The organism is Nonomuraea sp. ATR24 (assembly GCF_041950485.1).
Lineage (GTDB): Bacteria > Actinomycetota > Actinomycetes > Streptosporangiales > Streptosporangiaceae > Nonomuraea > Nonomuraea ceibae.
In genome coordinates this window covers 474,614-487,614 of the sequence record NZ_JBGNUU010000003.1, presented here as the reverse complement: position 1 = coordinate 487,614, position 13,001 = coordinate 474,614, and the positions used below count along the sequence as shown (strand labels likewise).

General features: G+C 72.3%; 10 protein-coding genes. 3 read left to right on the top strand and 7 right to left on the bottom strand.

Annotated elements, in window-relative coordinates:
- Positions 1-212: 212 nt before the first annotated feature.
- Positions 213-2,957, bottom strand: a complete 2,745-nt coding sequence (gene acnA, locus ACBI99_RS09840) for an aconitate hydratase AcnA (RefSeq protein WP_375072237.1) — start codon at positions 2,955-2,957, stop codon at positions 213-215.
- 134 nt (positions 2,958-3,091) lie between these two features.
- Positions 3,092-3,820, bottom strand: coding sequence for a metal-dependent hydrolase (locus ACBI99_RS09835; protein ID WP_219507787.1), 729 nt, complete (start codon positions 3,818-3,820; stop codon positions 3,092-3,094).
- Positions 3,821-4,103: 283 nt separating this feature from the next.
- Here ACBI99_RS09835 and ACBI99_RS09830 point away from each other — a divergent pair, with 283 nt between their 5' ends.
- Both ACBI99_RS09830 and ACBI99_RS09825 read left to right on the top strand, forming a co-directional pair.
- Entirely contained in the window at positions 4,104-4,805 is a 702-nt protein-coding gene (locus ACBI99_RS09830; protein WP_219507785.1) for a PadR family transcriptional regulator, read from the top strand.
- Between the two features lie 12 nt (positions 4,806-4,817).
- Positions 4,818-5,318 carry a DUF1707 domain-containing protein gene (locus tag ACBI99_RS09825; protein ID WP_357591610.1) on the top strand — a complete coding sequence of 167 codons (501 nt, stop codon included), beginning with the start codon at positions 4,818-4,820 and terminating at the stop codon, positions 5,316-5,318.
- A gap of 6 nt (positions 5,319-5,324) precedes the next feature.
- Here the strand turns inward: ACBI99_RS09825 and ACBI99_RS09820 are convergent, their stop codons facing one another.
- From ACBI99_RS09820 to ACBI99_RS09800, 5 genes are all read right to left on the bottom strand, one after another.
- The gene (locus ACBI99_RS09820; protein WP_219507783.1) at positions 5,325-6,725 is read right to left on the bottom strand and encodes a sugar porter family MFS transporter; all 1,401 of its coding nucleotides are present in this window, start codon (positions 6,723-6,725) and stop codon (positions 5,325-5,327) included.
- A gap of 64 nt (positions 6,726-6,789) precedes the next feature.
- Positions 6,790-6,915 (bottom strand): hypothetical protein, encoded by a 126-nt coding sequence (locus ACBI99_RS09815; protein WP_281427099.1) that lies wholly within the window; start codon positions 6,913-6,915, stop codon positions 6,790-6,792.
- Entirely contained in the window at positions 6,912-9,371 is a 2,460-nt protein-coding gene (locus ACBI99_RS09810; RefSeq protein WP_375072134.1) for a polynucleotide kinase-phosphatase, read from the bottom strand. The genes ACBI99_RS09815 and ACBI99_RS09810 overlap by 4 nt, the downstream gene beginning before the upstream one ends.
- The gene (locus tag ACBI99_RS09805; protein ID WP_357591548.1) at positions 9,364-10,839 is read right to left on the bottom strand and encodes a 3' terminal RNA ribose 2'-O-methyltransferase Hen1; all 1,476 of its coding nucleotides are present in this window, start codon (positions 10,837-10,839) and stop codon (positions 9,364-9,366) included. Before ACBI99_RS09805 ends, ACBI99_RS09810 begins: the two co-directional genes overlap by 8 nt.
- Positions 10,840-10,888: 49 nt before the next feature.
- On the bottom strand, positions 10,889-11,803 hold the full coding sequence (locus ACBI99_RS09800; RefSeq protein ID WP_375072133.1) for an LLM class F420-dependent oxidoreductase: 915 nt from the start codon (positions 11,801-11,803) through the stop codon (positions 10,889-10,891).
- A gap of 121 nt (positions 11,804-11,924) precedes the next feature.
- Here ACBI99_RS09800 and ACBI99_RS09795 point away from each other — a divergent pair, with 121 nt between their 5' ends.
- A complete protein-coding gene (locus ACBI99_RS09795) occupies positions 11,925-12,956 on the top strand; it encodes a hypothetical protein (protein WP_219507775.1) in 1,032 nt (343 codons plus the stop codon).
- Positions 12,957-13,001: the final 45 nt, after the last annotated feature.

Sequence of the window (13,001 nt, the reverse complement as noted above, 5' to 3'; positions counted from 1 at the left end):
CCCCGCCCGCCCGGTGGGGGCGCAGGCCACCTCGTGAATGCCAAGAGCCGCCCGGCGGTGGGTGGTGCGCCGGGCGGCTCGTGACGGTCGGGTGGTTCCCCCGAGGTGGGCGCGTGAGGTGCGCGCGCCCGGCCCGGCCGCGTGAGGGCGGCCGGGCTCCCGCCGCCCGCCACCGGCTGATGACCGGGGCGCGGGCGGGGAAGCGGAGCGGGTCAGGACTTGGCGAGCAGCGAGCGCAGCACGTACTGCATGATGCCGCCGTGCCGGTAGTAGTCGGCCTCGCCGGGCGTGTCGATGCGCACGACCGCGTCGAACTCCACGTCGCCCGCCTTGACGTGCACCGTCTGCGGGATGGAGCCGTCGTTGAGCGCCTCGACTCCGGTGATGTCGAACGTCTCCTCGCCGGTCAGGCCCAGCGACTCGGCCGTGGCGCCCTCGGGGAACTGCAGCGGCAGCACGCCCATGCCGATGAGGTTGGAGCGGTGGATGCGCTCGTAGGACTCGGCGATGACGGCGCGGACGCCGAGCAGCGCGGTGCCCTTGGCGGCCCAGTCGCGCGAGGAGCCGGAGCCGTACTCCTTGCCGGCCAGGACGACCAGCGGGGTGCCGGCGGCGGCGTAGTTGACCGAGGCGTCGTAGATGAACGACACGGGCGCGTCGGCCTGGGTGAAGTCGCGGGTGTAGCCGCCCTCGGTGCCGGGCGCGATCTGGTTGCGCAGCCGGATGTTGGCGAACGTGCCGCGGATCATCACCTCGTGGTTGCCGCGCCGCGAGCCGTAGGAGTTGAAGTCCTTGACCTCGACGCCGTTGGCCTGCAGGTACTGGGCGGCGGGGGTGCCGACCTTGATGGACCCGGCGGGCGAGATGTGGTCGGTGGTGACGGAGTCGCCCACCTTGACCAGCACGCGGGCGCCGGCGATGTCGGTCACCGGCTCCGGCTCCGGCGGCATGCCGTCGAAGTAGGGGGCCTTGCGCACGTAGGTGGAGGCCGGGTCCCACTCGAAGGTGTCGCCGGTCGGGATCGGCAGCGAGCGCCACAGGTCGTCGCCCTTGAACACGTCGGCGTAGTCGCGCTCGAACATGTCGCGGCCGATCGAGGAGTGGACGACTTCGGCGATCTCCTCCGGCGAGGGCCAGATGTCGCGCAGGTAGACGGGCTCGCCGTCGGCGCCGATGCCGAGCGGCTCGGTGTCGAGGTCGAGGTCCATGGTGCCGGCCAGCGCGTAGGCGACGACGAGCGGCGGGGACGCCAGGTAGTTCATCTTGACGTCGGGGTTGATGCGGCCCTCGAAGTTGCGGTTGCCGGACAGCACGGCGGTGACCGCGAGGTCGTTGGCCTGTACGGCCTCGGAGATCTCGGGAGGCAGCGGGCCGGAGTTGCCGATGCAGGTGGTGCAGCCGTAGCCGACGAGGTTGAAGCCGATCTTGTCGAGGTACGGCTGGAGGCCGGAGCGCTCGAAGTAGCCGGTGACGACCTGGGAGCCGGGCGCCAGGGAGGTCTTGACCCACGGCTTGCGGGTCAGGCCCTTCTCCACGGCGTTGCGGGCCAGCAGGGCGGCGCCCAGCATGACGTACGGGTTGGAGGTGTTGGTGCAGGAGGTGATCGCGGCGATGGAGACGATGCCGTGGTCGATCTCGAAGGAGGTGCCGTCGGCGAGCGTGACCGCGACCGGCTTGTGCGGGCGGGCGCCGTTGGCGTCGGCGTTGGAGGCGGGCGCGTCGGAGGCGGGGAAGCTCTCCTTGACGGCCTCGTCGACGCCGTCGGGGTCGTCGACGTAGGCGCGCACGTCGCGGCGCCAGGTCTCCTTGGCGGCCGACAGCTCGATGCGGTCCTGCGGACGCTTGGGGCCGGCGATGGACGGCACGACGGTGCCCAGGTCGAGCTCGATGTACTCGGAGAACTGGGGCTCGGGGTCGTGCGGGTCGAGCCACAGGCCCTGGGCCTTGGCGTAGGCCTCGACGAGCGCGATCTGCTCCTCGGAGCGGCCGGTCAGGCGCAGGTAGTCGACGGTCTGGCCGTCGATGGGGAAGATGGCGCAGGTGGAGCCGAACTCGGGGCTCATGTTGCCGATCGTGGCGCGGTCGGCCAGCGGCACGGAGGAGACGCCCTCGCCGTAGAACTCCACGAACTTGCCGACGACGCCGTGCTTGCGCAGGATCTCGGTGATGGTGAGCACCAGGTCGGTGGCGGTGGCTCCGGCGGGCAGCTTGCCGCTGAGCTTGAAGCCGACGACGCGCGGGATGAGCATGGAGATCGGCTGGCCGAGCATGGCGGCCTCGGCCTCGATGCCGCCGACGCCCCAGCCGAGCACGCCGATGCCGTTCTCCATCGTGGTGTGGGAGTCGGTGCCGACGCAGGTGTCGGGGTAGGCCTTGCCGTCGCGGGTCATGACGACGCGGGCCAGGTGCTCGATGTTGACCTGGTGGACGATGCCGGTGCCGGGCGGGACGACCTTGAACTCGTCGAAGGCGGTCTGGCCCCAGCGCAGGAACTGGTAGCGCTCGCGGTTGCGCTCGTACTCGCGCTCGACGTTGCGCTGGAAGGCGTCGGGGTGTCCGAAGTAGTCGACGATGACGGAGTGGTCGATGACCATCTCGGCCGGGGCGAGCGGGTTGATGCGGGCGGCGTCGCCGCCGAGGTCGCGCACGGCCTCGCGCATGGTGGCCAGGTCGACGACGCAGGGCACGCCGGTGAAGTCCTGCATGATGACGCGGGCCGGGGTGAACTGGATCTCCACGCTCGGCGCCGCGTTGGGGTCCCAGGAGCCCAGGGCGCGGATGTGGTCGGCGGTGATGTTGGCGCCGTCCTCGGTGCGGAGGAGGTTTTCCAGCAGGATTTTCAGGCTGTACGGGAGGCGGGCAGCGCCTTCGACAGCGTCCAGCCGGAAAATCTCATATGACGCGTCGCCGACGCGCAGCGTGTCACGGCTGCCGAAGCTGTTCGCGGACACGGTGATTCGCCTCCTCCATAGACAGTTGCTCACTTGAGATCCTGCCGCACGCGGGAAGCGTTCTCGACGTCAGGTCACCCTAAGTCGGCCGCGCAGGTCTCTCGATGTCAAGATATCTCGAAAAGTATCTCGACATCAAGTTAAACGGGGGCGAGCCGCCAGAAGAGCAGGCCCACGATCGCCAGCGACAGCAGCGGAGCGAGGATCTTCTGCTCGAACTTGCGCCCCGTCTTGATGCCGATCTTCCACGGCAGCACGAACTTCATCGACAGCGGCCACAGCACCGGGCACCCGCGTTCGGTCATGCAGTCGCCCACCACGTGCATGAGACAGCCGATCCCCACGGCCAGCCCCAGCCAGGCGTACCCCACCGACAGCGACAGGAACACGGCGTAGAGCCCCGCCGTCAGGCCGATGTTGACCATGGCCGAGCCGAGCTTCTTGCCCGGGATGCCGATGCCGATCGCGCGCAGGGCCAGCCCGATGAGCAGCACGACCATGATGTCGCGGCCGATCGGATAGGTGTTGGCCAGCCAGTGCGTGCCGAACCCGACCGCCACCGCGAACGCCAGGGAGTGCGTGGCACCCCGGTGCCCGCCGCTGATCCACGACACGCCCTTGCTCAGTAACCAGGTGACCGGGCCGAACGTCTGCGCGATCGTCGCGCTGGGGTGGTCGAGGTCGGGCAGCATGGCGGCGCCGGCGCAGATGATGGCCCCGGCGATCAGCTCGGCCGGGCTCAGCGCGGTGGCCATGATGCCGGTGTCGATGAACCGGGAGGACTCGTTGAGCAGCGGCAGCGCCGCGAGCGGCGGCGCCAGCCCCAGCCAGGCGATGACCCCGGTGAGCGCGTGCGTGTGCCCCATCATGATCGGGACTGTACGGCAATCCGCGCCGGTGTGCGGTGCCCGGGCGCGGACCCCGCGAAACGTCCCGCAAACGCAGACGAGGTCGTCTCCGCGGCGACAGCACCCCCCAGCCCTGCCGACGCGGAACGACCTCGTCTGCTGTGAACAACGGACTCCTCCCGGATCCTGTTCCCGGATTCCCGGAAGTTTTTGGTGATCTGTCTCACTTGAGCATCACCCTTGATGGCGACATTCTTCCGATATATCGTTGAAGCATCGAGAACGATCGCGAGGAGGCACCACGATGACATCCGCTCAGGCGGCCGGGGGCCAGTGGCCCGACGCGCACGAGTTCAAGAAGGCCGCGAAGGAGGCGATCAAGGCCGTGGCCGACGCCTTCGAGCAGGGCCACCACCACCGCGGCGGCCCGCACGAGCACCGGCACCGGGGGCGCCGCGGGCCGGGAGCGTTCCCGTTCGACCTGGGCCGGGGGCCGTGGGGCCAGGGCCCGTTCGGCGGGCACCGGGGCTGGGGCGGCCGGCCGCGCAAGGCCAAGCGGGGCGACGTGCGCGCCGCGATCCTGGCCCTGCTGGCCGAGGAGCCCCGCAACGGCTACCAGATCATCCAGGAGATCGCCGAGCGCAGCGAGGGCGGCTGGAAGCCCAGCCCCGGCGCCGTCTACCCGGCGTTGCAGCAGCTCAGCGACGAGGGTCTGGTCATCTCCGAGGAGAACGAGGGCCGCAAGACCTTCCGGCTCACCGACACCGGCCGCGCCTACATCGAGGCGCACGCCGACGAGGTCCGCGCCCCGTGGGACGAGATGCGGCCCGACATCGATGACAGCACGGCCGACCTCTGGGACCTGTCGCGCCAGTCTGCGTTCGCGCTGATGCAGGTTCTGCAGACCGGCACTGATGCGCAAATCCGCGAAGCGCGTAAGACTCTGGTGGAGACCCGGCGCAGGCTCTACCAAATTCTGGCCGACGGCGACCCGGGTGAGGAGTGAGCCTTGAAGGGGGTGGCGACCGCCATGGACCACGGCGACCTGCGCATCGGTGACGCCGAGCGCGAGCGGACGATGGCCTCCCTGCGCGAGCACTTCGCGCTGGGGCGCCTGACACACGAGGAGCTCGACGAGCGGCTGGACCGGACGCTCGCCGCCCGCACCCGGCGGGACCTGGCCACGATCACGCAGGACCTGCCCGGCGAGGGCCCCGTCGCCCAGGCCGGGCCGGTGCCGCCGCACACGGTCGACTCCTGGCACGCGGCGATGCGCGAGCAGCGCGACCGCATGCGGGAGCTGGCCCAGCGGCACCCCGGCATGAGCCAGCACCTGCGCGGGCCCCGGCACCCGGGCCGCCGCCACGGCCACGGCCCGGGGCGGTTCGTGCCGATCCTGGTCATGCTCATGGTGGCGATGGTGGTGACCGGCGGGGCGGGCCTGTTCAAGCTGCTCTTCTTCGTCGCGCTCGGGGCGATGGTGTTCTCTCTGGTCAAGCGGGCGTGCGACCGGAGGTGAGCGGGCTCAGCCCATCTCCTCCAGCCGGCGCCCCTTGGTCTCCTTGACCCACTTGAGGACGAAGACGAACGACAGCAGGGCGAACAGGGCGTACATCGCGTACGTGAGCGGCAGGTTCCACTCGGCGAGGGCCGGGAACGTGACGGTGATCAGCCAGTTGGCGATCCACTGCGCGGCGGCGGCGACGCCGAGCGCGGCGGCGCGGATCCGGTTGGGGAACATCTCGCCGAGCAGCACCCAGACCACCACCCCCCACGACAGCGCGAAGAACAGCACGAACAGGTTGGCGGCGATCAGCGCGATCATGCCCTGCGGGTCGGGCAGCGACACGTCGCCGCCGACGGGCCTGGCGGAACTGAACGCCCAGGCGGCGGCGGCCAGCGAGATCGCCATGCCGGCGGAGCCGATGAGGAGCAGCGGCCGGCGCCCGATCTTGTCGACGAGCGAGATGGCGATGAACGTGCCGATGATGTTGATGATCGAGCTGGAGAAGCTGATCAGCAGCGAGTTGGCCTGGTTGATGCCCACCGACTGCCACAGGACCGATGAGTAGTAGAAGATGACGTTGATTCCCACGAATTGCTGAAAGGCCGACAGGACGATGCCGATCCACACGATCGGCAGCAGGCCGAGCGCCGGGCCGCGCAGATCCTTCATCGTGGGCCTGGCCTCGGACCTCAGCACGTGCTGGATCTCCCGTACGCGCTCGTCCAGGTCCACGTCCTCGCCCTCGACCTCGGCCAGCACCGCGCGGGCCTGCCGGGTGCGGCCCGCCATGATGAGGTAGCGCGGCGACTCGGGGATCGTCGAGGCGAACAGCAGGAAGAGCAGCGCGGGCACGACGCAGGCGCCGAGCATCCACTGCCACGCCTCCAGCCCCCACAGCTGATTGTTCACGTCGCCGCCCGCCAGCCTGGCGATCACGTAGTTGACGAGCTGGGAGACGGCGATGCCGAGCACGATCGCGAGCTGCTGGAACGAGCCGAGCCTGCCCCGGTAGGCGGGCGGCGCCACCTCGGCGATGTAGGTGGGCCCGAGCACCGAGGCCATGCCGATCGCGGCGCCCGCGAGCACCCGCCACAGCGCCAGGTCCCAGATCGCGAACGGCAGCATCTGCCCGATCGAGCTGATGGCGAACAGCACCGCGGCCACCTGCATGGTCCGGGTGCGCCCCCACCGGTCGGCGAGCCGGCCGCCGATCCAGGCGCCGACGGCCGAGCCGAGCAGCGCGATCGCCACCACGAACCCGGTCTCGACCGCGCCGACCGCGAAGTGGCGCTGGATGCCGACCACGGCGCCGTTGATGACCGAACTGTCGTAGCCGAACAGGAACCCGCCGATGGCCGCCGCCGCCGCGATGAAGACGACGTGACCCAGGTTCTCCTGATGGGCGTGCTGAGTAGCCATGCGGGTCCTTCCCCCTCTGGCTGAGGGACATACCCGTGACTACCTTACGTACTGCTCCAATTACTCAAAATTGGGCGAGCCAGAAGACCGCCACCACCACGGCCGCCACCGCCAGGGCGACGCCGTACAGCAGGACGGCGCGGCCCAGGCGGCGGCGCAGGTAGCCGGGCCGGTGCCGGTCGGCGGTCACAGGCGCGGGTCCACGGGCTCGGACTCCAGCGCGAGCACGGCGAAGACCGGCTCGTGCACCCGCCAGCCCGGCTCGCCGTCGGCCAGCCGCGCCAGCGCCTCCAGGCCGAGCGCGTGCTCGCGCAGCGCCAGCGACCGCTTCTTGCCGAGGAAGCGCCGGCGCAGCACGCCCAGCGACTCGGTGTAGTCGGGGCCGTAGATGATGCGCAGGTACTCGCGGCCCCTGACCTTGACGCCCGGCTGGACCCGGCCGCCGGTGTGCGCGGCGGGCTTGACCACCATGCCCTCGCCGCCCGCCGCCGTCATCGCCTCCCACCAGGCCGTCGCCTCGGCGCGGGAGGACGGCGAGTCCAGCGAGACGAACACGTGCCGGGTCGGCGCGATGATCGGCGCGTCGAGCAGCCCCAGCGTCGACAGGTGCCAGGCGTGCGGCTCCAGCGCCGTGGCCCGGCCCTCGCAGGCGAGGATCTGGAACGGCGCCAGCCGCACCCCCTCCAGGCCGTCGACCGGCCAGCAGTAGCGGGCGTAGGCGTCGCGGAACAGCGTGGCGTTGCCCGCCCGGCGGCGGGTGCGCTCCAGCAGCTCCGACACCTCCAGCCCGCGCGCGGCGGCGGCCTCCAGCGCCGAGACCGCCTCCGGCAGCGCGGCCCCGGCGGCGGCGCCCACGGACGCGTACTGGGACCTGATGAGCCCGTCCGCCTTCGCCGACCAGGGCAGCAGCTCGCAGTCGAGCACCACCCAGTCGGAGCCGAGCGCGTCCCACAGCGGCGCGCACGCCTCCCGCAGCCGGTCGACCAGCGGCGTCAGGTCGTCGAAGAACGGCCGCCCGGTGCGCGTGTAGACGGCGCCCGCGCTGCCGTCGGTGACGCCGAACCGCGCCGCCGCCACCTCGGGCGTGCGGGCGAGCACGGCCACGGCCCGCGAGCCCATGTGCTTCTCCTCGCACACGACCTCGGCCACCCCGGCCTCGGCGAACTCCGCGAACGCCTCCTCCGGGTGCTCCAGGTAGCCGTCGAGCGCGGACGTCTGCGACGGCGCCATCGTCGGCGGCAGGTAGACGAGCCAGCGCGGGTCGACCGCGAAGCGGCTCATGACCTCCAGCGCCGCGGCGGCGTTCTCCTCGGCCACCTTGACCCGGCCGGCGAAGCGCGTCTCGACGTGGCGGGTGCCCTGCACGTCGCCGATGTCGAGCATGACCGCGTCACGCGCGGGGGCGGCCAGCGGCTTGACCGGCTCGTACCACACCTTCTCCGCCGGCACCCGGACGAGCTCGCGCTCCGGGTAGCGCAGCGCGGTCAGGTGGCCGCCGAACACGCAGCCGGTGTCGAGGCAGATCGTGTTGTTGACCCATTCCGGCTGGACCGTCGGCGTGTGGCCGTAGACGACCATGGCCCGGCCCCGGTACTCCTCGGCCCACGGGTAGCGCACGGGCAGCCCGTACTCGTCGGTCTCACCGGTGGTGTCGCCGTACAGGGCGAAGGCGCGCACGCGGCCGGAGGCGCGGCCGTGGTAGGCCTCCTTGAGCCCGGCGTGCGCGACCACGAGCCGCCCCTCGTCCAGCACGTAGTGGCTGAGCAGCGAGTCCATGAACGTCCGCGCCGACTCGACGAACTCCGGCGGCTCGGCGGCGAGCTGGTCGAGCGACTCCTGCAGCCCGTGGGCCACCTTGACGTTGCGCCCGGCCAGCGCGCGCACGAGCTTCTGCTCGTGGTTGCCGGCCACGCAGATCGCGGTGCCGGCCGCGACCATGCTCATGACCAGGCGCAGCACGCCCGGCGTGTCGGGGCCCCGGTCGACGAGGTCGCCGACGAACACGGCGGTGCGGCCCTCGGGGTGCGTGAGCCCCTGCCAGCCGAGCTCGGCCAGCAGCGCCTCCAGCTCCGCCCGGCAGCCGTGGACGTCGCCGATGATGTCGAACGGGCCGGTCAGCTCGCGCCGGTCGGACCACGCCTTCTCGTACGTGATCTCCGCCCGCTCGATCTCCTCGACGCCGCGCAGCACGTGGACCTTGCGGAAGCCGTCGCGGGAGATCTTGCCGAGCGAGCGGCGCAGGTCCTTGCGCTGGCGGATCACCACGCGGGCGCCGAAGTCGCGGTCGGGGCGGCCGGCGTTGCGCTCGACGGCGACCTCCTCCGGCACGTCGAGCACGATGGCGTCGGCCATCACGTCGTGCTGCCGGGCGAGGTCGATGAGGCTCTTGCGGGCCGCGTACTGCACGTTGGTGGCGTCGACCACGGTGAGCAGGCCGCGCGACAGGCGCACGCCGACGATGTGGTGCAGCAGGTCGAACGCGGCGGGGGTGGCGCTCTGGTCGTTCTCGTCGTCGGAGACCAGGCCGCGGCAGAAGTCGGACGAGATGACCTGCGACGGCTTGAAGTGGCGGGCGGCGAAGGTCGACTTGCCGCTGCCCGAGACGCCGACGAGCACGACGAGCGACAGCTCGGGAACGCTAATCACGGGTGAACACCCCCATCTGGGTCGGCGGGCCGACCTCCGGATCCTCCTCGCCCACGGGCCGGAACGCGACCCGGTAGCCGTGCCGGGCCGCCACGTCCTGGGCCCAGGCGGCGAACTCGGCCCTGGTCCACTCGAAGCGGTGGTCGGCGTGGCGCAGGCCGGTCAGGAACTCGTAGCGGACGTTGTACTCGACGTTGGGCGTGGTCACGAGCACGTGCGCGGGCCTGGCGTGACCGAACACGACGTGTTCGAGGGCGGCCAGCCGGGGCGGGTCCACGTGCTCGATCACCTCCATGAGCACGGCGGCGTCGTAGCCGGCCAGGCGCTTGTCGGTGTAGGTGAGCGCGCCCTGGAACAGCGTGAGCCGGGCGCGCTTGGCGTCGGGCATGCGCTCCAGCTTGAGCTTGCGGGCGGCGATGGTCAGCGCCATCGGCGAGACGTCCATGCCGGCGACCCTGGCGAAGCGCGGCCTGGACAGCAGCGCCCCGACCAGCTCGCCCTGGCCGCAGCCCAGGTCGATCACGCTGACGGCGCCGAGCTCCTCCAGCGTCTCCAGCACGGCCTCGCGGCGCCGCGTGTTGAGCGGCGTGCGCCTGACGGGCCGCTCGCCGAGCCCGTCCGCCTCCGCCTCGACAGCCTCGGCCGCCTCCGCCTCGGCGGCCTCGTCGGCCGCGGTCTCCCCCGCCGGGGCGTCCTCCGCGACCGCGGGCTCCAGCTGTTCCTCGGTGTCGTCGCCCAGCTCGGCCAGGCGGGCGAGGGCGACGCGGGCCATGCTCCAGCGCCGGCCCAGGTAGCGGCGGACGATCAACCCGCGCTCCGGGTGGTCGCGCAGCCAGCCCTCCCCGGCGCGCACGAGCTTGTCGATCTCGTCCGGCGCCATCCAGTAGTGCTTGGCCTCGTCCAGCACCGGCAGCAGCACGTACAGGTGGTTGAGCGCGTCGGCCAGCCGCACGGTGCCGTCGAGCGTGAGCCGCACGTACCGCGAGTCGCCCCACTCGGGGAAGCCCGCGTCGAGCGGCACCGGCTCGGCGGTGACGTGCCAGCCGAGCGGCGTGAACAGCCGCCCGGCCAGCTCGGGGCCGCCCCGGCAGGGCAGCGCGGGCAGCCGGATCCGCAGCGGCAGCGGCGTGGCGGCCAGCTCCGGCCGGGCGTTGCAGCGTCCGGCCCGCGCGGTGCGGAACACGTCGGCCAGCGCCACGGCCAGCAGCGACGAGGCCGCGTAGGGCCGGTCGTTGACGTACTGCGACAGGCTGAAGTCGGGCGATCCCTTGCCCCGTGACCGGGCCAGCTTGACCGGGTCGACGTCGAGCAGGAGCGCCGCCGTGCAGCGTTCCGCGCCCGCCTCGGGGTAGAACACCGTCGCCTCGCCGAACGACTGGGCGAACCGTTGCACCCGGTCTGGATGCTTGTGCAGCAGGAAGCCCAGGTCGGTGGCAGGCGACACGGTGGTGGAGATCGTCAGCAACACCCCGCCAAGTGTGCCGCAGCCCGGCTGGGACATGCCACCGCATATCCGATCAGACGTGCGGCAACACCTCGGCCGCGATCAGCTCCAGGTGGTCCAGGTCGGCCAGGTCCATCACCTGGAGGTAGACGCGCTCGGCCCCCAGCTCGCCGAGCTTGCCGATCTTCTCCAGCACCTCGGCGGGCGTCCCGGCGAGCCCGGCCTCGCGCAGCGTTTCGAGCGGCTGCTCGATGACGGCGGCCCGGCGCTCCAGCTCGGCCTGGTCGCGCCCGACGCACACGGTCTGCGCCGCCGACAGGACGACCTCGCGTCCGGTCCGCTCGCACGCCTGCCGGACCCGGTCGAAGGCGGCTCCGGTGTCGCCGAGCCGGTGGAACGGCACGTTGTACTCGTCGGCGAACGTGGCGGCCAGCCGGGGCGTGCGCTTGGCGCCGACGCCGCCGATGATGATCGGCGGGCCGGGCCGCTGCGCCGGCTTGGGCAGCGCGGGCGAGTCGACGAGCCGGTAGTAGCGGCCGTCGTAGGAGAACGACTTGCCGGCCGCCCACAGCCCCCGGACGATCTCCAGCTGCTCCTCGAAGCGGCCGAACCGCTCCGCCACCGGCGGGAACGGGATCCCGTACGCGGCGTGCTCGCCGTCGAACCAGCCGGTGCCGAGCCCGAGCTCGACGCGCCCGCCGCTCATGGCGTCGACCTGGGCGACGCTGATCGCCAGCGGGCCGGGCAGCCGGAAAGTCGCGGGGGTCACCAGCGTGCCCAGCCGGATCCCGGACGTCTCCCGCGCCAGCCCCGCCAGCGTGATCCACGCGTCCGTCGAGCCGGGGCCCGGGTCGCCCGCGCCGATGCGCTGGTAGTGGTCGGACCGGAAGAACGCGTCGAAGCCGAGGCGCTCGGTGGCCTGGGCGACGGCGAGGAGATCGTCGTAGGTGGCGCCCTGCTGGGGCTCGGTGAAGATCCGCAACTTCATGTCGCCATTATCGCCACACAACGGACGTCATCCGGAGATTGCCCCCGCGACACCGCGAACGCTTGCTAACGTCCACCCTCAAGCGCACCCTGTAGCTCTGCGAACACGGAGGGTGGTCGACATGTCGGCTTCGCGGCGCAGAAGACCCACCGGCACGCTCCCGCGGCCCTTCGCGGTCCTGTTCGCCCTGGCCCTGACCGGCGCGACAGGGGTGGCGGTCTCGCTGCTGCCCGCCCGCGCCACGCTCCAGCCGGCCGACCCGCCGCCCCCGCCCGCGCGGCCCTCCCCGTCCCCCTCGCCGACGCCGCCGCCCGTGCCCGGCGGCTACGTCGGCTTCGTCGACACCGCCGCCGACCCGGGCTTCGACCTGCCGGCCGACTCGCGCCGCACCGGGGTGCGCTGGTACGCGCTCGGCCACCTGGTCGCCGGGCCCGACGGGTGCGGCGTGCGCTGGGCCGGGCGGCTCGACTTCGGCCACGACCCGGTCGCCAACAAGATCGGGCGGCTGCGCGCCAGGGGCGGCGACGCCGGGCTGGTCTTCGGCGGCCCCGACGGGCGGGAGGCCGCCGCCACCTGCACCAGGCCGGGCGCGCTCGCCGCCGCCTACCGGCGGGCCGTCGGCGCGTTCGACGCCGCCTACATCGACTTCGACCTGCGCTCCGACGCCGGCCTCGACCCGCGCTCGGGCGCCGGTGAGGCCACGGTGCTGCGGCGGGCGCGGGCGATCCGGGCGCTGCAGCAGGAGCGGCGGCTGCGGGTCGGCTTCACGCTGCCGCTCAAGCCGTACGGGCTGGCCGCGCGCGACGTCGAGACGCTGCGGCTCACCCGGCGGGCGGGCGCCGACGTCTCCGGCGTCAACCTGCTGGCCGAGATCGAGCCGCAGAGCGCGCCCGAGGGCCGGATGCAGCGGCTCGCCGAGGCGCTGCGCGCCGCCCGCACCCAGCTCGCCGAGGTGTACGGCCTGGCCGAGCCCGACGACGCCTGGCGGCGGATGGCGGTGACCTGCGTGCTGTCCGGCCCGGACGACCTGAGCGAGGGCGACGCCCGCAAGCTCACCGCCTTCGCCGCCCGCTACGGCGTGCCGTGGCTGTCCGCGCGGGGCGCCGAGCCCGCCCCGGAGGCGGCCCGCGTCCTGCACGGCTTCTCCGCGTGACCTCGGCGCACCCCCGCTGAAACTATAAGGTTGTCCCGATACGGG

Excerpts from the sequence above, each read along its gene's own strand:
- ACBI99_RS09800 (WP_375072133.1), bottom strand. The coding sequence starts at position 11,803 with ATGAAGTTGCGGATCTTCACCGAGCCCCAGCAGGGCGCCACCTACGAC.
- ACBI99_RS09835 (WP_219507787.1), bottom strand. The coding sequence starts at position 3,820 with ATGATGGGGCACACGCACGCGCTCACCGGGGTCATCGCCTGGCTGGGG.
- ACBI99_RS09820 (WP_219507783.1), bottom strand. The coding sequence starts at position 6,725 with ATGGCTACTCAGCACGCCCATCAGGAGAACCTGGGTCACGTCGTCTTC.
- ACBI99_RS09830 (WP_219507785.1), top strand. The coding sequence starts at position 4,104 with ATGACATCCGCTCAGGCGGCCGGGGGCCAGTGGCCCGACGCGCACGAG.
- ACBI99_RS09795 (WP_219507775.1), top strand. The coding sequence starts at position 11,925 with ATGTCGGCTTCGCGGCGCAGAAGACCCACCGGCACGCTCCCGCGGCCC.